Source organism: Streptomyces sp. NPDC006872 (assembly GCF_040635845.1).
In the GTDB taxonomy this organism is placed as follows: Bacteria; Actinomycetota; Actinomycetes; order Streptomycetales; family Streptomycetaceae; genus Streptomyces.
On record NZ_JBEYIL010000002.1, the window covers coordinates 769639 to 793009 of the forward strand.

Below are 23371 nucleotides of genomic sequence, written 5' to 3' on the forward strand. Positions count from 1 at the left end.
CGTGAGAAGGCGGCGCCACCGGTGGATCCGGTGGCGCCGCCTTCTGTTCGTCCTGGTCAGGAGCTAGCTTCGGCTCCACTGCTGGGTCGCGTTGCCCAGCCCGGTCCACAGCTGGACCTTCGAACCGTTGGCCGTGCCCCAGCCGGTCACGTCGACGACCAGGCCGTTGGAGCGGTTGACGATGGTGCCGTCGACCCGGAAGGACCACTGCTGGCTGGTCTTTCCGTTGCAGGTCCACAGGATCAGCTTGGTGCCCGCGGTGGTGCCGTCCCCGTCGGCGGCCAGACACTTGCCGGAGACCCGCAGTTCGCCGGCCGTGGTCTGGGTGATGGTCTGGTTGGCGTTGCCCGAGCAGTCGTAGATCTGGACCTGGACGCCCGTCTGGCCGTTCGGGACGTCGAGGCAGCGCCCGGAGTAGGCGCCCTTCAGGGTGAAGGTCGAGGCCGTGGGCAGCGGGTCCTGGACCAGCTGCCAGTCCTGTGAGCCGTCGGTGGTCGAGGCCGCCACCGTGACGGAGCCGCCCGCCGTCGTACCGGTCATGTAGAGGCCGGTGTTGAGGACCGAGCGCAGCTTGTAGTAGCCGCTGGTCGAGGAGACGAGGGTCCACTGTTTGTCGGTGGCTCCGTCGTCGACCCACTGGGCCAGCTTCTGCCCGGCCGTGGCGCTGCCGGTCCAGATGGCGACCGCGCGGCCCCCGGCCTTGTTGAGCAGCGTCACGTTGCTGCCCTTGGCGGCCAGGTGCCAGCGTTGGGTGGTGGCGGTGGAGTCCGCAGCGCCCAGGACGAGGTCGGGGGTGTTCCCGGTGTAGCTCGCGTCCTGCGTCTTCGCCGAGGCGGTGCTCAGGACCTGGCCGGTCAGCCGGTTGACGAGACTGTAGTAGGCGCCGTCGGAGCGGCCGAGGTCGACCTCGGCGTACTTGACCGGGCCGACGCTGCCGCCGCCCCAGGACGCCTGGAGGATCAGGACCCGTCCCGTGCCGTCGACGTACTGCAGGTTGCGGCTGTACCCGGCGGCGATCGGTGTCCTGTACTCCTTCCAGGTGCCGGTGGACAGTCCGGACTCGTTGACCCAGACATCGCCGCTGCCGGAGGCGTTGTAGACGATCCGGCCGTCCGGCATCGGGAGGAGGACCGGGCTGCCGCCGGTGGACAGCGTGTTCCCGCCCGAGGGCACCGGCAGCGAGGTGATCGCGGCGTCGGTGGCCGAGAAGAACTTCGTCGGGTCGTCGGAGATCCGGTAGCGGACGTTCGTGCCGCCGCCCCAGTACTCGTACGTCAGGAGCCACTTGCCGTCGGTCGTCGGGGCGATCGTCGTCATGCCCGGACGGCCGCCGCCGATCTCCGTCTTGCCGCCGCCCATGTTCACCGTCGAGCCCGGGACGTCCACGACCGGGCTGCTCCAGGACGTGCCGCTGCCGCCGTCCCAGGTCCGGTGCAGGAGGACCTGACCGCCGGAGTCGGTCGCCGTGTCGTTGGCCGGGTCGAGGGTCGGGGCGCCGGTGGTGGTGTCGTAGCCGGTGTAGTCCCTCTCGTCGGAGTAGTAGGCGATCAGCTTGCCGTTGTGGGCGAGCAGGTGCGGTTCCCAGAGGGGATCGACCTGGGCGGCGGTGTTGGCCGTGGAGACGCGGCCGATGCTGCCCGCGCTGCCGCCCTGCCACCCGCCGGCCGCGATGATGTTCTTGAAGCTCCAGGTCGCACCGCTGTCCGTACTGGCGTACAGGGCGAGCGCCACGTCCTTGCGGTCGCCGTCGGCGGACGGCGTCCAACTGGAGTTGGCGGCCTTCTGCTCCTGGTAGTAGTAGTCGTCGCCCGAGACGATGTTGGCGAGCAGCAGCGTGCCGGCGCTCAGCGAGCCGACGTCCTGCGGGAGGACGTAGAGATACGGGTTGGTCCAGTTGCTCGTGTACTTGGCGTACTGGGAGTCGCTGGACATATAGGCGGGGGCCTTGACGTCGGTGAGCTTCGACCAGGTCGTGCCGTCGTCGTCGCTCTTGTAGACCGGCATCGTCTGGCCCACCGGAGCGCTCTCGCTGTCCTCGAACGTGGCCACGATCCGGCCGTCCGGCAGCTGGGCCGACTTCGGGTAGAGCACGCAGGGGCTCTTGTTGCACGCGGCGGTGTTGGTCGCCGTATACAGATTCGCGGTACTCGGCTGATATGCCGACGCGCTTGTCGCGGAGGCGACGGCGAATGCCACGCCTGTACCGAAGGCGGTCGCCGAAGCGAAAGCCTTTCGCGCCCAGGATCTTTTCAACGGCGTTCCTTTTGAATGGGGATGCACGGGGGTGCAGGGAGGACGCCAGTATTCGCAAGCGACACCGCACTGTCACCGGCACATTGCGAAAGGGTTTCGCGCGATTGCGGGTTACGGGGTATTGACTCGGCGGCGTACGGACGTCGAGGTCCGCAGGACGAGTTCCGTCGCCAGTTCGATGCGCGGGGACGCGGGCGGCCGGCCCTGGGCCAGATCCATCAGCACCCGGGTAGCCTCGCGCCCCAGCTCCTCGAACGGCTGGCGCACCGCGCTCAGCGGCGGGCAGGCCATGGCCGCGACCAGCGTGTCGTCGAACGACATGACCGACAGATCGTCCGGCACGGCGAGCCCCTGCTGACGGGCCGCCTCCAGCACACCGAGGGCCTGCGCGTCGCTGGCTGCGAAGACGGCCGAGGGCGGGTCGTCCGCCCGCAGGATCTGCAGGCTCGCGGCGAGCGCCTCGGTGTAGTCGAAGTCGGTCGAGCGGACGATCGCGGGGTCGTAGGCGATCCCCGCTTCCTCCAGCGCGGCCCGGTAGCCGTGCACGCGCGCCGCCCCGGCCAGGGAGTGCGACCGGCCCGCGACCATGCCGATCCGGGTGTGCCCCAGTTCCAGCAGGTGCTGGACGGCGTCCCGGGCTCCGCTCCAGTTCGTCACGCCGATGCTCGGGATGTCCTCGGACGGAGCGCTGAGGGGGTCGATCAGCACCACCGGCAGCCGCTGCTCGACGATCCGCCGCTGGTCGTCCTCGGCCAGCATCGAGATCACGATCACGATCCCCGCCGCGCCGAGCGCCACGCACTCCTCCAGCCACCCGGAGATCGACCGCCGGCTCGTCGTCCCGGTGACCACGTCGATGCCGAGTTCACCGGCCGCGTCCACGATGCCCCGGGCGACCTCCAGCGTGTACGGGCCGGACAGATCGCGGAAGACGACGATGATCTGCCGGGGCGTCGCGGGATCCCGCTCCCACGGGCGGACGTACCCGTACCGCGCCAGCAGTTCCTCGACCCGGTCCCGGGTCGCCGCGCCCACGTCCCGGCGCCGGTGCACCACCTTGGACACGGTGCTGAGCGAGACCCCCGCCTCGGCGGCGATGTTCGTCAGCAGACCGTGCTGCGCCTCCTGCCGGCCCTTGCCTCGACCTGTCACCCGATGCCCGTTCCGCTCGCCGGACACCGATGCGCCGGACCGCACCGCGTACCTGGTCAGAAACTCGCCGCAAGGTAACGGGACCCGACACGGGGAGGCAAGACCGGAGCGCTCTGTTGTGTTGCCGTAAAGGGCCTTGGCGCCGGTGGGCTGTGCTGCCCTACGCCTGGCCGGAGTCGAGGGCGACCGCCCGCGAGAGGGCATTGCGGCAGGCCAGGATGGCGGGATGTCCGCTGCGGCCGCGACGTACGACGGTGAAGACGCGGCGTGCGCGCTGACCGCGGGGGAGCTGCCGCAGCGGGACGGTCGGGTGCCGGCCGCTCCAGACGAGGTCGGGCAGGAAGGCGGCGGCGTGCCCCCGCTCGACGAGGCGGAGGTGGAGCAGGAGGTCCGTGGTCTCGAATCGAACGTCGGGCTCGAAGCCGGCGTTGCGGCACAGGGTCATGGCCCAGTGCCGGGCAGGTGTGCCCTCGGGCTCCATCACCCAGGGGCGGTCCGCGAGCGAGCGCAAGGCATCCGTCGGGCCGTCGGTGTCCGGGCTGTCGCCCGTGTCGGGCAGGGCGAGGCGGAGGGGGTCGTCGAGCAGGTCCTCCTGTTCGAGTTCGGCGGGCCGTGGGTTGGGGTTGCCGGGGTACTCCTCCGCGAGGACCAGGTCGAAGTCGCGGGCCTGCAGGGCGGGCAGGGCCTGTTCCGGTTCCATGTGGGTGACGTGGACGCGCAGAGCCGGGTGCAGGTCGCGCAGCAGGCTGAGTGCGGTCGGGATCAGGGCCAGGGCGGCGGTCTGGAACGAGGCGATGCGCAGTGTGCCCGTCAGATCGGCGAGGGAGGTGGCGATGTCCGCCTCGGCGCGCTCCAGGCGCTCGAGGACCGCTTCGGTGTGGGCGACGAGGATCTCGGCCTGCTCGGTCAGCCGCACCCGGCGCCCGATCGGCTCCAGCAACGGGACGCCGACTTCGGCTTCCAGTTGCGAGAGCTGCTGGGAGACGGAGGAAGGCGCGTACGACAGGGCGGCGGCGACGGCCGCCAGGGTGCCGCGGTGCTTGAGTTCGCGCAGCAGACGCAGTCGGTGCAGATCGAACATCGGCGGCCCTCACTCCTTGCCGTCGGCGAGCGACGGGGTGCCCAATGGTCGGTTTTTTCGACGAGTATAGGTCGGAAACATTCGCTGGACCGATTACAGGTCCGCGTCGGACCCTGTTCGTGTGTCTGAGAACCTCGATTCCCTTCATGTGCTGCCGTGGACCGTACGGCCCGGTGCCCGTGGCTGGCGGTGTGCACCCGCACCTGCCGACGTCCGGGACTTCCACTCCTCGCTGCCCGCCTACTCACCCACCCCGCTGCCCGAACTCCCGTCGCTGGCAGTGGAGTTGGGCGTCGGCCGGGTCTTCGTCAAGGACGAGTCGAGCCGTCTGGGGCTGCCCGCGTTCAAGGCGCTGGGTGCGTCCTGGGCGGTGCACCGCACCCTTGCCGAGCGGGCCGCGAGCGGCGAACCACACGGCCCGGTCACGCTGGTGACCGCCACCGACGGCAATCACGGCCGGGCGGTGGCCCGCACGGCCCGTCTGCTCGGGCAGCGCGCCCATGTGTTCGTCCCACAGGGGGTGCATCCGGAGGCCGTGGCGGCCATCGTCGCCGAGCAGGCCACGGTCACGGAGGTCGTGGGGCCGTACGACGAGGCCGTGCGTCTGGCGGCCGAGGCGGCCGCGGGGTCGGACGCGGTCCTGGTCCAGGACACCGCCTGGGCGGGCTACGAGCGGATCCCGGGGTGGATCGTCGAGGGTTACTCCACTCTGTGCGCCGAGATCGACGAGCAACTGGCGGCCGAGGGAATCGTGGAGGGACCCGACCTCGTCTCCGTACCGGTGGGCGTGGGGTCACTGGCCCAGGCCGTGATCACCCACTACCGCAGCCGCCCCTGCGGGCACGCTCCGGCCCTGCTGTCGGTGGAGCCGGAGACCGCGGCCTGCGTCCTGGAAAGCCTCATCCGCGGCGAACCCGTCAGCGTCACCACCGGCGACACCGCCATGGCCGGACTGAACTGCGGCACCCCGTCCAGCATCGCCTGGCCCTACCTGTACGGCGGGTTGGACGCCGCTGTCGCCGTCCCCGATGCCGCCAGTGCCCGCGCGGCCGTCGATCTGGCGGCCCTCGGCGTCTCCTCGGGTCCCTGCGGGGCCGCGACACTCGCAGGTCTGCGCGCGGTGCTCACCGGCGCGGGCGCCGACGAACGCCGTACGGCGCTGGGGCTCGGCCCGTCCTCGGTGGTCGTCCTGCTGAGCACCGAGGGCACGGCCGCCAACCCGCACGCCGCGCACCGGCCATTGCCGACATCCTCCGGGAGACGGCTCATGACGCCCGCCCCCGACCCGATCACCGTCAACGGCAACCGTCTGTGGAAGTCCCTGATGGACCTCGCCGAGATCGGCGCGTACGACGACGAGCGCACCGGTCTGCGCGGTGTCGACCGACTCGCCCTGACCGACGCCGACGCGGCCGGCCGTCGTCAGGTCATCGAATGGATGGAAGAGGCCGGCCTGGCCGTTCGCATCGACCGGATGGGCAACGTCTACGGTCGCCGCGAGGGCAGCGACCCCGCCGCGGCTCCGGTGCTGACCGGCTCGCACATCGACAGCGTGGCCACTGCCGGCGCCTTCGACGGCTGTCTCGGCGTCCTGGGCGGCATCGAGGTCGTCCGCACCCTCGACGAGCGCGGCGTCACCACCCGCCGCCCGATCGAGGTCGCCGTCTTCACCGAGGAGGAAGGCGTCCGCTTCGGCACCGACATGCTCGGCAGCGCCGTCGCCGCCGGCCGCCTCACCCTGGAGTACGCCCACGCGCTGACCGACCGCGACGGCCGCACCCTCGGCGGCGAACTCGCCCGTACCGGCTTCGACGGACGGACCGATGCACGCCTCGCCCCGCCGCACGCCTACGTCGAGTGCCACATCGAACAGGGCCCCGTCCTCGCGGAGAACGACGTCGAGATCGGCGTCGTCACCGGTGTGCAGGGCATCTCCTGGCAGGAGATCACCATCCACGGCCGCGCCGCCCACGCCGGCACCACCCCCACCCATCTGCGCGCCGACGCGGGCCTCGCGGCCGCGCAGATCATCGTTCATCTGCGGGCGTTGGTCGACTCCGGCGAGTACGGCGACCTGCGGGCCACCGTCGGCCACCTCGTCGTCCACCCGGACCTGACCAACATCGTCCCGGACCGCGCCGAGCTGACGGTCGACCTGCGCAACCCCGACGATGCCCAGATGGCCCGAGCGGAGGAGGCCCTGGCCGCGTTCCTCGGCGAGCTGGAGGGCAGTCAGCGGGGTCTGTCGCTGACCACTCGCCGGATGGCCAGGACCGCCTACGTCCCCTTCGACGACGAGGTGCAGAAGGTCATCGCGCAGGTGGCCGACGAGCACGGCCTGGAGCACATCTCCCTGCTCTCCGGCGCCGGCCACGACGCCCAGGAGATCGCCGCGCTCTGCCCCACCGCCATGATCTTCGTGCGCGGTGAGTACGACGGCATCAGCCACAACCCCCGCGAGTACTCCACCCCCGAAGTCTGTGCCCACGGCGTCGACGTCCTGGCGGGCACGCTTCTGCGCTTGGCCGGCCAGGACTGACACGGCCCTCAGCGGCCCCGGCTCCCAGGCCGGTTTCCCCCCTTCGGAAAGGCCCTCATGCCCCCCGAGACTCCCTCGATTCCAGTGGTTCCCGATGTCCTGGAGGCGGATCCCGGCCGCCTGCTGGCCCGGCTGATCGCCATCGACTCCGTGAACCCGGACCTCGTACCAGGCGGCGCCGGTGAGACCGTCATCGCCGACTTCTGCAGCGAATGGCTCGCCGCCCGCGGCTTCGAGGTGCACCGCCTGGAGAAGTGCCCCGGCCGGCCCTCGCTCGTCGCGATCGCCCGCGGCACCGGCGGCGGCCGGTCCCTCATGCTCAACGGCCATCTCGACACGGTCGGCTGCGCCGACTACGACGGCGACCCGCTCGACCCGCAGCTCCGCGACGGCAGGATGTACGGCCGCGGCACCTTCGACATGAAGGGCGGTATCGCGGCCATGATGGTCGCCGCCGCCCGTGCCACGGCCCACGGGCCCCTGCGCGGCGATGTCGTCCTGGCCTGCGTCGCAGACGAGGAGCACGGCAGCTCGGGCACCGAGGAGGTACTGGAGTCCTTCACCGCGGACGCGGCGATCGTCACCGAGCCCAGCCACCTCGAAGTCACTCTCGCCCACAAGGGCTTCGCCTGGTTCGACGTGGAGGTGGAAGGCCGCGCGGCCCACGGCTCGCGGCCCGAGCTCGGCATCGACGCCATCGCCAAGGCCGGGCACTTCCTGGTCGCCCTTGAGGAACTGGGCCGGCAACTCGCGCAGGGCCCGGCACATCCCCTCCTGGGCACCGGCACCGTGCACGCCTCCGTCATCCACGGCGGCGAGGAGCCTTCCACCTACCCGGCGCACTGCCGCATCACCCTGGAGCGCCGCACGGTCCCCGGTGAGAACGCCGAAAGCGTCGAGCGCGAACTGACCGCCGTCCTCGACCGCCTCGCCGCCACCGTCCCCGACTTCCGCTACCGGCTCACCCGGGGCCTGCACCGCGAACCCTTCCAGGCCGACCCCGAAGCACCCGTCGTCCGCGCACTCACCCGCCACGCGACCCAAGCCCTCGGCCACCCGCCCGTGGTACGCGCCGAGCCGTTCTGGACCGACTGTGCCATCCTCGACCGCGCCGGCATTCCCTGCCTGCTCTTCGGCGTCGACGGCGAAGGCGCCCACGCGGCGACCGAGTACGTCGACCTCGCCTCGCTGGACCGCCTGACCGACATCCTCACCCACACGATCGCCGACTTCTGTTCCTGAGCCCTCGGCCGGACCCGAGCCGGGGCCGGTGCCCACCTCCGTCGCCCGAGAATGAAGGGCCGGGGCGCTCGTGGCGCCCCGGCCCTTGGGAACGGTCGGTCAGGACACGGTCAGCTCGCCGCGGACCGTGCGGGCGGCGGCGACGAGGTTCTCCAGGGACACGCGGGTCTCGGGCCAGGCGCGGGTCTTCAGACCGCAGTCGGGGTTGACCCACAGCCGTTCGGCGGGGATGGCCCTGAGGCCGGTGCGCAGCAGTTCGGCCGCCTCCTGCACGCTCGGGACGCGCGGGGAGTGGATGTCGTAGACGCCGGGGCCGGCCTCGCGGGGGTAACCGTGGGCGGCGAGTTCGCGGGCGACCTGCATATGGGAGCGGGCGGCCTCCAGGCTGATGACGTCGGCGTCGAGGTCGTCGATGGCCTGGACGACGTCGCCGAACTCGGCGTAGCACATGTGGGTGTGGATCTGGGTGTCCGGACGGACGCCGCTCGTCGTCAGCCGGAACGCCTCCGTCGCCCATGCGAGGTAGGCGGGGTGGTCGGCGGCGCGCAGCGGCAGCGTCTCGCGCAGGGCGGGTTCGTCGACCTGGATGACCGAGGTCCCGGCGGCCTCGAGGTCGTTCACCTCGTCGCGCAGGGCGAGGGCGACCTGGCGGGCGGTGTCGCCGAGGGGCTGGTCGTCGCGGACGAAGGACCAGGCGAGCATGGTGACCGGGCCGGTGAGCATGCCCTTGACCGGGCGTGAGGTGAGGGACTGGGCGTAGGTCGTCCAGCGCACGGTGATCGGCTCGGGGCGGGAGACGTCGCCGGCCAGGATCGGCGGGCGGACGTAACGGGTGCCGTAGGACTGCACCCAGCCGTGCCGGGTGGCGAGGTAGCCGGTGAGCTGTTCGGCGAAGTACTGGACCATGTCGTTGCGTTCGGCCTCGCCGTGCACCAGGACGTCCAGGCCGGTCTTCTCCTGGAAGGCGATCACCTCCTGGATCTCGGCCCTGATCCGCTCCTCGTAGCCGGCCGTGTCGATCCGGCCGGCCCGCAAGTCCGCGCGGGCGGTGCGCAGTTCGCCGGTCTGCGGGAAGGAGCCGATGGTGGTGGTCGGCAGGAGCGGCAGGCCGAGGTGGGTGCGCTGGGCCGCGGCCCGTTCGGCGTAGGGCTGGGAGCGGCGGGCGTCGGCATCGGTGACGGCCTCGGCGCGGGCCCGGACGGCAGGGTCGCGGGTGACGGGGGAGTTCATCCGGGAGGCCAGGTCGGACCGGTTCGCGGTCAGTTCCGCCGAGAGGGAACCGGTGCCGTGGGTCAGCCCCTTGGCGAGGGTGACGATCTCGGCGGTCTTCTGCCGGGCGAAGGCGAGCCAGCGCAGGATCTGCGGGTCGACGTCCCGTTCGGAGGCCGTGTCGAGGGGGACGTGCAGCAGGGAGCAGGAGGCGGCCACGTCGACCCGGTCGGCCAGGCCGAGCAGGGTGCCGAGCAGGGCGAGGGATTTCGACAGGTCGTTGATCCAGATGTTGCGGCCGTTGACGACACCGGCGATCAGACGCTTGCCCGGCAGCCCGCCCACGGCTGCCAGCGCGTCGAGATTGGCTGCGGCGGTGTCGGTGAAGTCCAGGGCGAGCCCGTCGACGGGCGCCTTGGCCAGGACCGGCAGGGCCTCGCCCAGCCGGTCGAAGTAGGAGGCGATCAGCAGTTTGGGCCGGTCGGTGAGGGCCCCGAGGTCGCGGTAGGCGCGGGCGGCGGCGTTCAGCTCGGCCGGGGTGCGGTCCTGGACGAGGGCGGGCTCGTCCAACTGCACCCACTCCGCGCCCGCCGCCCGCAGGTCGGCGAGGACCTCGGCGTACACCGGGAGCAGACGGTCCAGCAGGGTCAGCGGGTCGAAGTCCGCCGGCACGCCGGGGGCGGGCTTGGCCAGCAGCAGATAGGTGACCGGGCCGACCAGGACGGGACGGGCGGTGAGTCCGAGGGCCAGGGCCTCGCCCAACTCGGCGACCTGCTTGGTGGAGTCGGTCGTGAAGACCGTGTCCGGGCCCAACTCGGGGACGAGGTAGTGGTAGTTGGTGTCGAACCACTTGGTCATCTCCAGCGGCGCGACGTCCTGGGTACCGCGCGCCATGGCGAAGTAGCCGTCCAGGGCGTCCGCTTCGACGGCCGCCCGGTGGCGGTCGGGGATCGCGCCGACCATGACGGTGGTGTCCAGGACGTGGTCGTAGTACGAGAAGTCACCGGTGGGCACCTCGTGGATGCCGGCCTCGGCGATCTGCCGCCAGTTGCCGGCACGCAGTTCGGCGGCGGCGGTCCGGAGGGCGTCGGCGGTGATGCGGCCCTTCCAGTAGCCCTCGATGGCCTTCTTCAGTTCCCGGTTCGGGCCCTGGCGGGGGTAGCCGTACACGGTGGCCCGTGCTGCCGCGGCTGCGGGCTTGGTGGTCACGGAGATCTCCTTCGCGAGACGAATCCCTGAGATCCCGGCGACGGGACGCGAGCGCGAAGGGGTGACGAACCGGACGGCGACCGACTGCGCAGGGTACGGCGCAGTCGTCCGTCCGGTATGTACGCCGACCCGCCCACGAGGTCACCGGGATGTCCGCGCACGAGTGGTTCGTGTGCGGGCAGTTGGCAGGTCTTCGGACTCGCGGGCACGTCTTGGTCGTACGAAGTCGTACGAGACACCTACTGGCCGTCGCTTCCCAGGCCCTTCGTGGACCCAGTGCGTATGACGGCGGTCGTTCCCGCTCACCGCTGCGGGGCAGTCCCGGATTCCCACCGGGTTCCCTCTTGCGACGCATCCCGCCTGGCGGACGGGGCGAACCAGCTGCACCAGCCACCGTACGGCGGCCTTCAGGGATGCGGCCCATGGTGTCCGGCATTCGGATGGTGGGGTGAGCCACATGGCGGACGTGTGTGGAACGGCCCGGGGGAGGGAAGCGCCCCCCCGCGCCTCCCCGAGGCTGGAGCCCTGTCACGCCCCCTGCAGGCTCGCCGCCAGGCGGACGGCTGCGTCGACCCGCGTGTCCAGCACCGGTGACGCATCAGGCCAGCCCGCGTACCGCACGCACAGCTCCTGGCGACCGATCTCCACCGATTCCACGCCCTGCGGCAGATCCAGTCGGTGTATCTCCCGGCGGCGCAGTCGGGCCGGCGGCCGCTCCTCGGCGAGACGGACCAGGATCGCCGTGTACCAGCTGTTTCCCCCCTCGAGGCCTTCGTCGACGATCAAGCAGGCGATGCCCACTTCGACACCGTCCCGGTGCACCACGGCCAGCACTTCGCCGCGGAAGAGCGGGCTCGCCGGCAGCTTCCACTCCTCCCCGTCGGCGGTGAGCGCGGCCAAGTCGATCTCGCAACGTCCTCCGTTGCGGCCCGCCCACGCGGCCAGCATCGCGCGGCTGCGCGCCTGCCGCTCCGCGTCACGCCGTACCTCGGCCAACGTCATGGCGGAGAGCGCGACCCCGAGCACGACCGTGAAAGCCACAACGAGCAGGATCACCTGCCACGGGAATCCCCAGATGAGCCCGCCGACGAGGAGGATCGCCGACCCGCCTCCCGCGATGACCGCACCCATGATGAGAGCTTCCCGCTCATCGTCCATAAGGGGCATGTACCTCAGTAGACCACCGGTTGCCGCCAATTGCCCTACCCGGTCAGTAAAGTGGCCACGACACACCAGTAGTTGACGGTACGTCAGAGCTTCCGCAACATCCACAACGGACAGCAGACGACAGTCCAGCTCCACACGCCCTGGGCGTCCCTGCTGTTCGTCCTGGCCGCCGTCACAGCGTTCCCCGCCCACCCCGGACTGCTCGGACGCGGCCGGCTCCCGCCCGACTTCGAGAGGCGATGCGCCGATCTGGGCCGCCCCTGCCGCCCGGCAGTCGGGCTCCTGCTGAACCGCGGCCGCTAGAACGGCGTTCCGCGGGTGCCGGTCCGGCTCTCAGTTGGTTCCGGGCTGGATGAGCTTGTAGAAGAGGCGGGCGCCGGCCCGTTGGGCGGACTGGCGCAGCCGCACCGGGAGCGGCCGGGCAGATGCCCGCCTGGGCGGGTTCGTGGCCAGGCGGGGGAAGAGGGCTTCGGCGTTGGTGCGGTTGACGGCTGCGAGGGTGCGGGGGTCCACGCCGCTGTCCAGTCCGTTGGCGAAGTACTGGGAGGCGGGGGCGGGGGCGAAGGGCCAGTCGCTGCCGAACAGGACGTGTCCGGGGCGGGTGAAGGCGAGCAGGGTGGGCAGGGCGGCGGGGCTGGCGGAGAGGGCGGTGTCGTAGTAGAAGCCGCGCAGGTCGTCCAGGGTGTCGAGAGGGCTGCGTCCGGTGTCGGCGGCGATGGCGACGGCCATGCGGTGGGAGGCGTAGGGGACGAAGCCGCCGGCGTGGCTGAGGACGAAGCGGATGTTCGGGTAGCGGCGCGGGATGCCGTTGCGGACGAGGAGGTAGGCGGCGCGGGTGGTGTCGAGGAGGAAGTCGGCGGCGAACGGGGGGATTCCGTCGACGGCGGGTGCGGGGAGTTCGGCGGGGTGGACGAAGACGACGGCGCCGTGCTCGTCGAGCACTCGCCACAGTGAGTCCTGGCCCTCGGCGCCCAGGTAGACGCCCTGGTTGTTGGCGAGCAGGGTGACCCCGTCCGCCCCGAGTTCGGTGAGGGCCCGCTCCGCCTCCTGCGCCGACGCGTGGATGTCGGGCATGGGCAGTGTGGCGAACCACCCGAAGCGGTCGGGGTGTTCGGCGGCGACGGACGCCGAGTGGTCGTTGAGCCGTCGGGCCAGACCGGCGGCCTCGCCGGGGTGGGTGAGGAAGCCGGCGCCCGGGGTGGAGACGGAGAGGATCGCCGTCTCGGCCCGCAGCAGGTCCATCAGCTCCAGGGCCGCCTCGGGGCTCCAGTCGGGCAGGGCGCGGCCGCCCGCTTCGGCGATGCCGGCCTTGGCGAGGACGTCGCGGTAGAAGGACGGGATGACGTGCTGGTGGACGTCGATCCGGCGGGGTGCGGTGTTCATGAGGAGGTCTCTCGGCTTTCTGGGGTGAGCAGGTCGAGGCGACGTCGATCCAGTCGTTCCGGCCGCCGGCCACGCCGCGTGCCGCAGGTTCAACGAGTGGCGTCGGATGCGGGTGTCGACGCGGCGACGGGGTGGTGCGGCCGGGCCCTTCCTTCTGTCTTCCGTGTGTCTTCCGTGCCGACTCTTGACCGTCTCCGGCAGCCGGATTAGCGTAGCGAACATTCCAATTGTAGTAAACGCTACAACAACGAGCCGATGGAAGACAGCGAGGTGGCGTGGTGAGCACTCCGTACGACGTGGCGGTGATCGGGTACGGGCCCACGGGCGTGACCGCGGCGAACCTGCTGGGAGCGCTGGGACTGAGGGTGGTCGTGCTGGAGCGCGACGCGGAGATCTACTCCCGGGCACGGGCCATCTCCACCGACGAGGAGGTCATCCGGATCTGGCAGCGGATCGGGCTGGCGGACCGGCTGAAGGAGGACATGCTGGCCGAGCGGCCGCTGGACTTCGTCGACGCGCGCGGCCGCACCTTCCTCAGCGCCTGCCCCTCCCCGCGCGGACACGGTCATCCGCCGCAGATGTTCCTCTACCAGCCGGCGCTGGAGCAGGTCCTGCGCGACGGCGTCGACCGCTATCCCGACGTCGAGATCCTGCTGCGGCACGAGTGCCTGCGGCTGCGCCAGGACTCCGACGGGGTGGAGCTGACGGTGGTCGGGACCGCCGACGACTCCGTACGACGGGTGCGCGCGAAGTACGTGATCGCGGCCGACGGCGGCTCAAGCCTCACCCGCGCCCAGCTGAACGTGGGCTACGAGGGACGGACGTACGAGGACCGCTGGGTGGTCGTCGACACCGAGATGCTCAAGCCCTGGCCGGACCACGACCGGCTGCGCTTTCGGTGCGATCCCGCCCGCCCCGCCGTCGACTGCCCGACCCCGCTCGGCCATCACCGCTGGGAGTTCCCGATCCTGCCCGGCGACGACGAGACGTACCTGACCACCGACGACGCCATCCACGCCATGGTGGCCAAGTACGGGATCGGCCGGGACCAGATCAAGATCCTGCGGGCCACCGTCTACAGCCACCACGTCCGCTTCGCCGCCCGCTTCCGCGTCGGCAGGGTCTTCCTCGCGGGCGACGCCGCCCACGCCATGCCGCCGTGGATCGGCCAGGGCATGGCGGCCGGGGTGCGGGACGCGGCCAACCTCTGCTGGAAGCTCGCCGCCGTGCTGCGCGGCGAACTGCCCGAGACCGTCCTCGACTCCTACGAGGCCGAACGCAAGCCGCACGTCAAGGAGATCACCCGGCGGGCCGTGTTCACCGGGAAGCTCATCACCGAACGTCGGCTGCCCCTCGCCCGCGCCCGGGACACCACGCTGCACGCCGTCCGCCGCGTGTCCGCCGTCAGCGGCCGACTGGTGGACGCGCACTGGATACCGGTCGCCCACTACGCCAAGGGATTCCTGGCCCGCCCGCGCACGAAGGCCTCCGGACGCCAGATCCCCCAGCCCTGGGTCACGGGCCCCGACGGCGGGCGCGTGCGGCTGGACGACGTGCTCGGCGGCCGCTGGCTGCTCCTGCACGGAGGCCTGCCCGCCGCGCAGCCCCCGTGGGACCGCCGCGGCACCCCCTCGCTGACCGTCCTGCCCGCCGGCTCCCGCCCGGCCGAGGGCGCGATCGTCGACAGCGACGGCGTGCTGCTCGCCTGGATGACACAGCACCGCGTGGCCACGCTCGCCCTGCGCCCGGACGCCTATGTCTACGCCGCCGCTCCCCAGGACGCCCCACTCCCGCCGCCCCCGGCCGGTTTCGCACCGGCATCGCAATCGACCGCCCCGACCGTCAGCTGAGGAACACCATGACCACGCACACCGCACCGCCGCCCCTGCAGGAGTCCCTGCTCGACGTCGCGGGCAAGAAGATCTTCGTCGCGGAGACGGGTGACGAGACCGGTGACGGCCTGCCCGTCCTGCTGCTGCACGGCGGCGGCCCCGGCGCCTCCGGCGTCTCCAACTACTCCCGCAACATCGCCGAACTGGCCAAGGCCCATCGGGTCATCGTCCCCGACCTGCCCGGCTACGGCCGCAGCACCAAGGGCATGGACGGCGCCGACCCCTTCGGGTACCTCGCCGACGTCATCCGCGGTCTGCTCGACGAACTCGGCCTGGAAAAGGCCCACTTGGTCGGCAACTCCTACGGCGGCGCCTGCGCCCTGCGCCTCGCCCTGGACACCCCCGACCGGGTCGGGCGGATGGTCCTCATGGGCCCCGGCGGCATCGGCACCACCCGCGCGCTGCCCACCCCCGGCCTCAACAGCCTGCTCAACTACTACTCCGGGGACGGGCCTTCGCGCCTCAAACTGGAGAAGTTCATCCGCAACTACCTCGTCTTCAACGCCGCCGACGTGCCCGACGCCGTCATCGACGCGCGCTACGAGGCCAGTATCGATCCCGAGGTGATCGCGGCTCCGCCGCTGCGCCGCCCCTCCGGTCCGAACGCGCTGCGCACGCTGTGGAAGATGGACTTCACCCGCGACGACCGGCTGTCCCGGCTGCCCGTGCCGACACTGGTGCTGTGGGGCGCGGCGGACAAGGTGAACCGGCCCTCCGGCGGCCGTATGCTGGCCGACCGCATGCCCGACTGCGACCTCTACGAGGTCGCCAACACCGGGCACTGGGTGCAGTTCGAGCGCGCCGAGCTGTTCAACCGGCTGTGCGCCGACTTCCTGGCAGGCCGCCGATGAACACCACCCCGGGAGCATCCGTCTTCGGTGCCGTCCACCTGGGCTACACGGTCGTCGAGAGCAACCGTTTCGCCGACTGGCGCCGCTTCGGCACCGACGCCATCGGGATGCATCACGACGACCTCGACACGGACGTCATGCGCTTCCGCCTCGACGAACAGGAATGCCGCTTCCTGCTGCGGCGCGGACCGGCCGAGGACGTCGTCGCCATCGGCTGGCACATCGACGACCACACTGCCTTCGAACGCATAGAGCACCGGATACGCGCCCACGGCGTGCCTGTCGCCGAAGGCACCGAAGAAGAGGCGGAGCTGCGCGGCGTCGAACGCCTCCTGCGTTTCCCCGGCCCCAAGGGCATCACCCAGGAGATCTACACCACGCCCGTCACCTCGCCCGAACCGCTGCGCATGCTCGCGTCCGGCTGGGTCACCGGCGACGCGGGCATGGGCCATGTCGCCATCACCTCCGCCAAGCCCGCCTTGATGCGCGGTTACTTCAACACGGTCTTCGACGCCCGTCTGACGGACTACATCGACGAGACCATCAGCGGAGTCAAGCTCAAGATCCGCTTCCTGCGGGTCAACGAACGCCACCACTCCATCGCGATCGCCGCCGTCCGAGGCCTGCCGATCGACCCGATCCGCACGCGAGTCCAGCACCTCAACATCCAGGCCGCCTCGCTCGACGACCTGGCCCGCAGCTACGAGCGGGTGCACGAACTCGGCTTCGACATGGCCCTCTCCGTCGGCCGGCACACCAACGACAAGGAACTCTCCTACTACGCACGCACCCCCTCGGGCTTCGAGTGGGAGGTGGGCTGGAACCCGATCGTCATCGACGAGAGCACCTGGCAGCCCTCCACCCACCGGGGCATCAGCACATGGGGCCACCTGCCCGTCGGCCGGACCATCGTCGACAGACTCGACCAGTTCCGCCTCGGCGCCCGCTCCCTCGCCCGTCCGGAGAAGACGGTGCCCGCCCTCAGCGGCACCGGCATCGCCGACGGCTGACGACCCGGCCTGCCCGGTTTGGACCTACCGGGTCGCCCGCTGACCCCTCCCGCACCCGCGACCCCTGGGCTCGGGACGGGAGTAGGGTGGCGGTACCGAGCGCACCTCGCACGCCGTCATCCGTTTCGGCGTCGCCCTCGGGGAACGGCAATGCCGGAGCGCATCGCGTCCGGTCGGAAATGAGCCGCCCCACATGAGTCTGATGAGTCTCGGAGTACTCGCCTCCTCCCGCAAGGAGAACGAGTTCCGGCTGCCGTTGCACCCGCGCCACCTCGACCGGATCGCCCCGGACATAAGGGAGAGGATCTTCCTCGAACAGGGCTACGGCCGACGCTTCGGCGTTGCCGACGACGCACTGCGACCACTCGTGGCGGGCCTGCGCTCCCGCGAGCAGCTCATCGCCGAGTGCGACGTCATGCTGCTGCCCAAGCCGATGCACGACGACGTCGTCGAACTGCGCGAGGGCCAGGTGCTGTGGGGCTGGCCGCACTGTGTGCAGGACGAGAAGATGACCCAGATCGGCATCGACCGGCGGCTGACCCTGATCGCCTGGGAGGCCATGAACCACTGGACCTCCGCGGGCGCCTTCAGCGTCCATGTGTTCCACAAGAACAACGAGCTCGCCGGCTACTGCTCGGTGCTGCACGCCCTCCAGCTCGGCGGGCTGACCGGCCACTACGGCCGCCGCCTGCGCGCGGCGGTCATCAGCTTCGGCGCCACGGCGCGCGGAGCGGTCACGGGCCTGGGCGCCATGGGGGTCACCGACGTCACGGTGCTCACCCAGCGGGCCGCCGCGGCGGTGGCCTCGCCGATGCCCTCGGTGGTCATGGGCCACTTCGAGGAGCAGGAGGACGATCCGTCGCGGCTGCGGGCCGTCACCGCGGCCGGTTCCAAGCCGCTGGCGGAGTATCTCGCCGGGTTCGACATCATCGTCAACTGCGTCCTGCAGGACACCGACGCGCCGCTCATGTTCGTCACCGACGAGGACCTCGCCCTGTTCCGGCCGGGGACCTTCTTCATCGACGTCGCCTGCGACGAGGGCATGGGCTTCGGATGGGCCCGCCCGACCACCTTCGGCGAGCCCATGTTCGAGGTGGGGCCGGGCTGCCACTACTACTCGGTGGATCACAGCCCGTCCCACCTGTGGAACTCCGCCACCTGGGAAATCAGCGAGGCGCTCCTTCCCTATCTGCGCAAGGTCATGAGCGGTCCTGTGGCATGGGACCGCGACGTCACGGTCAAGAAGGCCATCGAGATCCGCGAGGGCGTCGTCCAGAACCCGAAGATCCTCTCCTTCCAACACCGGGAAACCGCCTACCCCCACCCGCATGCCCGAGCGTGACTCCCAGGGCTCCTGCCCGCGACCGGTGGTTCAGGCGAGTGCCGGTGCGGGAGCGGGCAGGTAGGGGGTGATGTTCCGCCAGGCGCGCTCGATGTACTCCTCCTTCTCGCCGACCGGGGCGACATAGTGCAGCGCGCTCTCGGCGGCGTCGTGGCCCTCGAGGCGGGCGATGATCCAGGCGGCGAGGTAGTGCGAGGCCAGGCAGCCGCCGGCGGTGGCGATGTTGTCCTTGGCGTAGAAGGGCTGGTTGAGCACCTCGACGCCGGCGGCGACGACCCAGGGCTTGGTGATCAGGTCGGTGCAGGCGGGGATGTCGTTGAGTAGACCGAGCCTGGCCAGCACGAGCGCGCCCGAGCACTGCGCCGCGATGAGCTGGCGCGAGGGGTCCAGACGGCGCAGGATGTTCATGATCGCCGGGTCTTCGACGACCTCGCGGGTGGCGATGCCGCTGCCGACGATGACGGCGTCGGCGGCGCACGCCTCCTCAAGGGTGGACATCTGCTCGATGACCACCCCGTTCATCGACGTCACCTTGGGGCCGGGGGTGGAGATGGTGACGCGCCAGTCGTCGGTCTTGATGCGGTTGAGGACACCGAGCGCGATCAGGGAGTCGAGCTCGTTGTAGCCCTCGAAGGTGAGGATGGCGATGTGCACGGCGGCTGTCCTTCCGGGTGGACGGGTGGTTCTCGACGGTAAGGACCCGCGAACAGGACAGTCAAAGAATTGTCATGCATACAATCCGGTGCATGGCAGCCTCGCGCTACAAAGCGCTGGTCGACGCGCTCGCATCCGACATCCGGACCGGGCGGCTCGCCGCGGGCATGCGGCTGCCGACACACCGCGGGCTCGCCGCCCGTGAGGGCATCGCCGTGGTGACCGCGACCCGGGTGTACGCCGAGCTGGAAACGATGGGTCTGGTGAGCCGGGAACAGGGCCGCGGCACGTTCGTGCGTGACATCGCGGTTCCCGCCGGTCACGGCATCGATCAGCTGTTCGTCGCCACGGATGCGGTCGACCTCAGCTTCAACTCTCCGTCGCTGCCCGGGCAGGCCGATCTCCTTCGGCAGGCCCTGCGAGAGGTGGCCACCTCCGGTGATCTCGACTCGCTGCTGCGCTACCAGCCACATCGAGGGCGTCCCCAGGACAGAGCGACGATCGCACGGCACCTGAGGCGCCGGGGAATCACCACCGACGCGGATCGGATCCTCATCGTCAACGGTGCGCAGCACGGCCTGGCCATCACCGTCATGTCCGCGCTCAACGCCGGCGACGTCGTCGCGGTCGACGCACTCACCTACCCGGGTTTCAAGGTGCTCGCGCATACCTTCCATCTCGACCTGGAGCCCATCCCCGTAACCGCCGACGGGCCGGATCTCGATGCCCTGGAGAGGCTGTGCGCGACCCGTCCCGTGCGCGCGATCTACACGATGCCCACCCTGCACAACCCGCTGGGCTGGGTCATGCCGGCAGCCGACCGGACCCGTCTGATCGAGATCGCCCGCCAACACGGTCCGCTCCTCATCGAAGACGCCTCCTACGCCTACCTGGTCGAGGACCCGCCACCGCCGCTGGCCGCGACCGCGCCGGACATCACCGTCTACGTCTCGGGACTGTCCAAGAGCGTCGCCACCGGCCTCCGGGTCGGCTTCGTCGTCGCCCCGCCCTCTGCGGTGCCGTCGCTCGAACGCGCGATCCGGGCGACCACCTGGAACACCCCGGCTCTCACCACCGCGATCGCCTGCCGCTGGCTCGAGGACGGCACGGTGGACGACTTGGAAGCGCAGAAACGAGACGACGCGAAGGCCCGCCAAGCACTCGCCAGGCAGGAGCTGGCAGGCCTGCCACTCATCGGCCACCCCGCGTCCTACTTCACCTGGCTGCCGCTGCCCGACGACGCACGCGCCGATCGTCTGACCGCAACCCTCGCGCGCCGGCACATCTCGGTGACCACGGCCGAGCCGTTCACCACCTCGACGCACACACCGCAGGCGATCCGCCTGGCTCTGGGCTCGACCGACCTGGACAGTCTCCGGTCGACGCTGCGCACGGTACGACGAGTCGCCGTCGAGGACGCCTACGCTTGAACTCCCCTCGCCGCACACGCCTGCACCACAGGGTGCTTCGCGGCACTCTTGCCTCAGATTTCGTCAGTGAGCCCTTCTCGGTAACGTCTCGTGACGGTTCGTGATCTGTCGGACGGGCGGCATACTCTGAGCCCCGTCCGCGCTATCTGGGAGAGTCATGACAAGTAGGTTCACCGAGTTGACCGTTGACTGCCACGATCCGGAGAGGCTCGCGGCCTTTTGGTGTGAGGTCTTGGACTTCAAGGTGATCGACCGGAGCGAGGGCAAGGTCGAGATCGGCTCCTGGGTGCCGACCGTCGAGGATGTCCGGGCCCGCCAGATGCCGCCCACCCTGACGTTCATCCGGGTGCCCGAGGGCAAGACCGTGAAGAACCGGCTTCACCTCGACGTCAGCCCGATCGACGGCAGCACCGAGGACGAGGTGACCAGACTGCTCGGCCTCGGCGCCACCAAGACGGATGTGGGTCAGGGCTCGGAGCGAAACTGGGTGGTCATGGCAGACCCCGAGGGCAACGAGTTCGACGTCCTGCGCACCCTGGCACCGCAGAACTAGCACGGTCCGTTCGGCTCGGCCGGGGAGTACGCTGAAAGTACCGAGGATACTTCGCGCACCGGCTTTCACGCTCGTGTCGTTTTCGGCGATTCAATATGCCGGGCCGGTCACCTCCGGCCCGGAGCAGGGTTCGCGTCATGACTGCGACCACTACCCTCTCGCCGACACTCGAAGCCTTCGAAGACCGGCTGCCGTCCTCCTCCCCCACCTCTTCCTCTCTCCGCCTGTCGCTGGCTCCGGTCGGCCCCGCGCCGGCTCTCCTGGACGGTGCCTGGTGGCCCCGCTCCCGCGATCTCGGGGCGGAACTCCCCACCCTGACAGCCGCATTGGAGCCGCTGTGGGGGCGGATCACCCGGGTCACGGTGAATCCCACCCACTGGCCGGTCGTCCCGCGCAAGGTGCCGGTCGCCGGGCATGTCGTGAAGGTGGGCTGGTTCCTGCCCGAGCAGGACCCGCACGAACTGCTGCTGCTCTCCTACCACTTGGGCCGCTGGAACCTCCTGGTGGTCCCGCCGCCGACGGACCCCGTCGAGGCCGTCTGGCTGATGGCCGCCGCGAGCGACCCCCTGGGCACGTCGACCGCGAGCCGGCTGATGGAGCAGGCCGCGCGTCGGCGGACGGTGACGGAGACCGATCGGGCCGTGGAGGCGGTCTGGGACTCCGAGGGAGGGCACGGGGCCCTCGATCCCGCCGCGCGGCCACGGATCCCGGCAGTCGTTCCCCGAGGCGGAGATCAGGCCGCTGCACCCGCCGCGACCCCGAATCGGCCGAAGGGGATGTGAGAACCATGGAGACCTTCGTGGCCCTGGTCGTCGTCATGGCGATGATCGCTCTGGGCGTCCTCCTCGTCCACCTGGCCAACCGGCAGCACGCGATCGCACCACCACCTTCGACCACAGCCGCTCCCGGGCAGGCCGGCGGGGACGCAGTACCCGGAAAGGGAGTATGAGGTGAGTCCCCATGATCCCCATCAGGCTCCTGGCGGACACCAACATGGAGCCTGGAGCCTGGTTCGCCGGACCGGAAGTTCATCCTGTCCGTCACCGCGTACGCACACCTACATCCGCACGCGTCCGGACAGAGGAGCCATGGCCCTTCCACAGCTGAACGTCTACCGGCACGAACGCGGTACCCGCGCTCTGATCACCCTCGCGGGAGAGATCGACCTGGCCACGGCACCGCTGGTGCGCCAGGCGCCGGCCGAGTGCCTGCCCGACGGCATCCGCAGTATCGATGTCGACCTCACGGCGGTCACCTTCTGCGACGCCGGCGGACTCAACGCCTTCCTCACGGCATCCCGGCTCGCCACGGATGCAGGCATGACCTTGCGACCGCACCACCCGTCGCAGTGCATGACCCGCGTCATCGAGATCACCGGCTCCGGATTCCTGCTCCACTCGTTCCCGGCCGCCGCCGCGCGACCGCGTCGGATTCCCGTCGCTGCGGGCGGTACGCCGTGACGGCCCCGCCCGGGCGGGAGCAGCGGCCCCGCGGTGACCGAAGCACATCGTCCCCCATGGATGCGTTACGCCTGCGCCGCCTGAACCGCTGGCAGGCCGAGACCCTCAAGGAGGACCTGGCCGATCTGTACGTGGAGTCCTCCCGGGCGCAGCCCGGCGAGGGGTACCGGGGCCGGGAGGCGTTTCTGCGACGGTTGACCGGCGCCATCCGGCGGCCCGGTTTCGCCCTGCTGATCGCGGAGAGCACCGCTTTCGCGGGGTGTGTCTACGGTTTCCCGGTACGGCGTGAGGGGACGTGGTGGCGGGGGTTCGACGGGACCCTTCCGCGCAGTGTCGAACAGCTCACGGCGTCCGGTCACGTCTTCGCGATCACCGAAACCCTGGTTCACCCGCACACCAACGAGCGGGGCCTCGCCCGCAGACTCCAGCAGCGCCTGCTCGCCGACCATCACGCCTCGCTCGGGGCGACGTTGGTGGAACAAGCCGACTCGGCGGCCTGCGACGCCCTGCTGTCCTGGGGCTGGCAGGACATCGGGACGGTCCGTCGACCGTCGGACCGTCCAGGTCATCAGCCGTCGGACGCCGTGGCGCTCCGGGCCCTGGTGCTTCCGCTCGGACCCGGGCCGCGTACGGCTGTCCACCCGGACGGGCTGGCTCACGAAAACCGCACCCAACGGCCCTACTGATGCCGACGCTGATCACGTCCGTCGAGCGAGCCGCTCCCTCCGCCGCACCGGGGTGCCCGTCGGGGGAGCTGGGCTGTGAGCCGGCGGCCCCGGTGAAACGGTCCGTCAGACGGGTTCGGCGTTGAGGGCGCGCCCGGCGGGGCTGCGGGTGTGAGCCCACGCGGGCAGGGCGGTCAGTGTTCCGGTTGCCGCCAGGATGGCGAGCGCGGCGGTGAGCAGCCACGCCGCCGGTGGCGTGACCGCGTCGCCGAACACTGA

General features: G+C 70.7%; 21 protein-coding genes and 1 riboswitch. Of the genes, 13 read left to right on the plus strand and 8 right to left on the minus strand.

Annotated features, from left to right (window positions below; translation table 11 throughout):
• Window positions 1-63: 63 nt before the first annotated feature.
• From ABZ725_RS08450 to ABZ725_RS08460, 3 genes are all read right to left on the minus strand, one after another.
• The gene (locus tag ABZ725_RS08450) at window positions 64-2091 is read right to left on the minus strand and encodes an RICIN domain-containing protein (protein WP_358802078.1); all 2028 of its coding nucleotides are present in this window, start codon (window positions 2089-2091) and stop codon (window positions 64-66) included.
• Window positions 2092-2364: 273 nt separating this feature from the next.
• Window positions 2365-3405, minus strand: a complete 1041-nt coding sequence (locus ABZ725_RS08455; protein WP_358801957.1) for a LacI family DNA-binding transcriptional regulator — start codon at window positions 3403-3405, stop codon at window positions 2365-2367.
• A gap of 160 nt (window positions 3406-3565) precedes the next feature.
• Entirely contained in the window at window positions 3566-4486 is a 921-nt protein-coding gene (locus tag ABZ725_RS08460) for a LysR substrate-binding domain-containing protein (protein WP_358801958.1), read from the minus strand.
• 121 nt (window positions 4487-4607) lie between these two features.
• On the opposite strand from ABZ725_RS08460, the gene ABZ725_RS08465 reads away from it, so the two are divergent.
• Both ABZ725_RS08465 and ABZ725_RS08470 read left to right on the plus strand, forming a co-directional pair.
• Window positions 4608-7025 (plus strand): diaminopropionate ammonia-lyase, encoded by a 2418-nt coding sequence (locus ABZ725_RS08465; RefSeq protein WP_358801959.1) that lies wholly within the window; start codon window positions 4608-4610, stop codon window positions 7023-7025.
• 57 nt (window positions 7026-7082) lie between these two features.
• On the plus strand, window positions 7083-8267 hold the full coding sequence (locus ABZ725_RS08470) for an ArgE/DapE family deacylase (protein WP_358801960.1): 1185 nt from the start codon (window positions 7083-7085) through the stop codon (window positions 8265-8267).
• A gap of 99 nt (window positions 8268-8366) precedes the next feature.
• Here the strand turns inward: ABZ725_RS08470 and metE are convergent, their stop codons facing one another.
• A complete protein-coding gene (gene metE, locus ABZ725_RS08475; RefSeq protein WP_358801961.1) occupies window positions 8367-10685 on the minus strand; it encodes a 5-methyltetrahydropteroyltriglutamate--homocysteine S-methyltransferase in 2319 nt (772 codons plus the stop codon).
• Between the two features lie 166 nt (window positions 10686-10851).
• Window positions 10852-11082, minus strand: a riboswitch (cobalamin riboswitch).
• Between the two features lie 131 nt (window positions 11083-11213).
• Window positions 11214-11816: a hypothetical protein gene (locus ABZ725_RS08480; RefSeq protein WP_358801962.1), complete on the minus strand. Its 603-nt coding sequence runs from the start codon at window positions 11814-11816 to the stop codon at window positions 11214-11216.
• A gap of 108 nt (window positions 11817-11924) precedes the next feature.
• Between ABZ725_RS08480 and ABZ725_RS08485 the strand changes: the two genes are divergently transcribed.
• Complete coding sequence (locus ABZ725_RS08485; protein WP_358801963.1) at window positions 11925-12155, plus strand: hypothetical protein; 231 nt, start codon at window positions 11925-11927, stop codon at window positions 12153-12155.
• Window positions 12156-12185: 30 nt separating this feature from the next.
• Here the strand turns inward: ABZ725_RS08485 and ABZ725_RS08490 are convergent, their stop codons facing one another.
• The gene (locus ABZ725_RS08490; RefSeq protein ID WP_358801964.1) at window positions 12186-13235 is read right to left on the minus strand and encodes an amidohydrolase family protein; all 1050 of its coding nucleotides are present in this window, start codon (window positions 13233-13235) and stop codon (window positions 12186-12188) included.
• A gap of 278 nt (window positions 13236-13513) precedes the next feature.
• On the opposite strand from ABZ725_RS08490, the gene ABZ725_RS08495 reads away from it, so the two are divergent.
• The 4 genes from ABZ725_RS08495 (at window position 13514) to ABZ725_RS08510 (ending at window position 18330) form a co-directional block, all read left to right on the plus strand.
• Entirely contained in the window at window positions 13514-15085 is a 1572-nt protein-coding gene (locus ABZ725_RS08495; protein ID WP_358801965.1) for a bifunctional 3-(3-hydroxy-phenyl)propionate/3-hydroxycinnamic acid hydroxylase, read from the plus strand.
• Window positions 15086-15093: 8 nt separating this feature from the next.
• Window positions 15094-15978 (plus strand): alpha/beta fold hydrolase, encoded by an 885-nt coding sequence (locus ABZ725_RS08500; protein ID WP_358801966.1) that lies wholly within the window; start codon window positions 15094-15096, stop codon window positions 15976-15978.
• A complete protein-coding gene (locus tag ABZ725_RS08505) occupies window positions 15975-16988 on the plus strand; it encodes a VOC family protein (protein WP_358801967.1) in 1014 nt (337 codons plus the stop codon). Before ABZ725_RS08500 ends, ABZ725_RS08505 begins: the two co-directional genes overlap by 4 nt.
• A 193-nt stretch (window positions 16989-17181) precedes the next feature.
• Window positions 17182-18330 carry a N(5)-(carboxyethyl)ornithine synthase gene (locus ABZ725_RS08510; RefSeq protein ID WP_358801968.1) on the plus strand — a complete coding sequence of 383 codons (1149 nt, stop codon included), beginning with the start codon at window positions 17182-17184 and terminating at the stop codon, window positions 18328-18330.
• Window positions 18331-18360: 30 nt separating this feature from the next.
• Here the strand turns inward: ABZ725_RS08510 and ABZ725_RS08515 are convergent, their stop codons facing one another.
• Complete coding sequence (locus ABZ725_RS08515) at window positions 18361-18984, minus strand: DJ-1/PfpI family protein (protein ID WP_358801969.1); 624 nt, start codon at window positions 18982-18984, stop codon at window positions 18361-18363.
• A gap of 92 nt (window positions 18985-19076) precedes the next feature.
• Between ABZ725_RS08515 and ABZ725_RS08520 the strand changes: the two genes are divergently transcribed.
• From ABZ725_RS08520 to ABZ725_RS08545, 6 genes are all read left to right on the plus strand, one after another.
• Window positions 19077-20414: a PLP-dependent aminotransferase family protein gene (locus ABZ725_RS08520; RefSeq protein WP_358801970.1), complete on the plus strand. Its 1338-nt coding sequence runs from the start codon at window positions 19077-19079 to the stop codon at window positions 20412-20414.
• A gap of 157 nt (window positions 20415-20571) precedes the next feature.
• Window positions 20572-20967: a VOC family protein gene (locus ABZ725_RS08525; protein ID WP_358801971.1), complete on the plus strand. Its 396-nt coding sequence runs from the start codon at window positions 20572-20574 to the stop codon at window positions 20965-20967.
• Between the two features lie 137 nt (window positions 20968-21104).
• Complete coding sequence (locus ABZ725_RS08530) at window positions 21105-21749, plus strand: DUF5994 family protein (protein ID WP_358801972.1); 645 nt, start codon at window positions 21105-21107, stop codon at window positions 21747-21749.
• A 5-nt stretch (window positions 21750-21754) separates the two neighbouring features.
• A complete protein-coding gene (locus ABZ725_RS08535; protein ID WP_358801973.1) occupies window positions 21755-21916 on the plus strand; it encodes a hypothetical protein in 162 nt (53 codons plus the stop codon).
• 139 nt (window positions 21917-22055) lie between these two features.
• Window positions 22056-22427, plus strand: a complete 372-nt coding sequence (locus ABZ725_RS08540; protein ID WP_358801974.1) for an STAS domain-containing protein — start codon at window positions 22056-22058, stop codon at window positions 22425-22427.
• Between the two features lie 56 nt (window positions 22428-22483).
• On the plus strand, window positions 22484-23113 hold the full coding sequence (locus ABZ725_RS08545) for a hypothetical protein (RefSeq protein WP_358801975.1): 630 nt from the start codon (window positions 22484-22486) through the stop codon (window positions 23111-23113).
• A gap of 105 nt (window positions 23114-23218) precedes the next feature.
• On the opposite strand, the gene ABZ725_RS08550 is transcribed toward ABZ725_RS08545, so the two are convergent.
• Window positions 23219-23368, minus strand: coding sequence for a hypothetical protein (locus ABZ725_RS08550; RefSeq protein ID WP_358801976.1), 150 nt, complete (start codon window positions 23366-23368; stop codon window positions 23219-23221).
• Window positions 23369-23371: the final 3 nt, after the last annotated feature.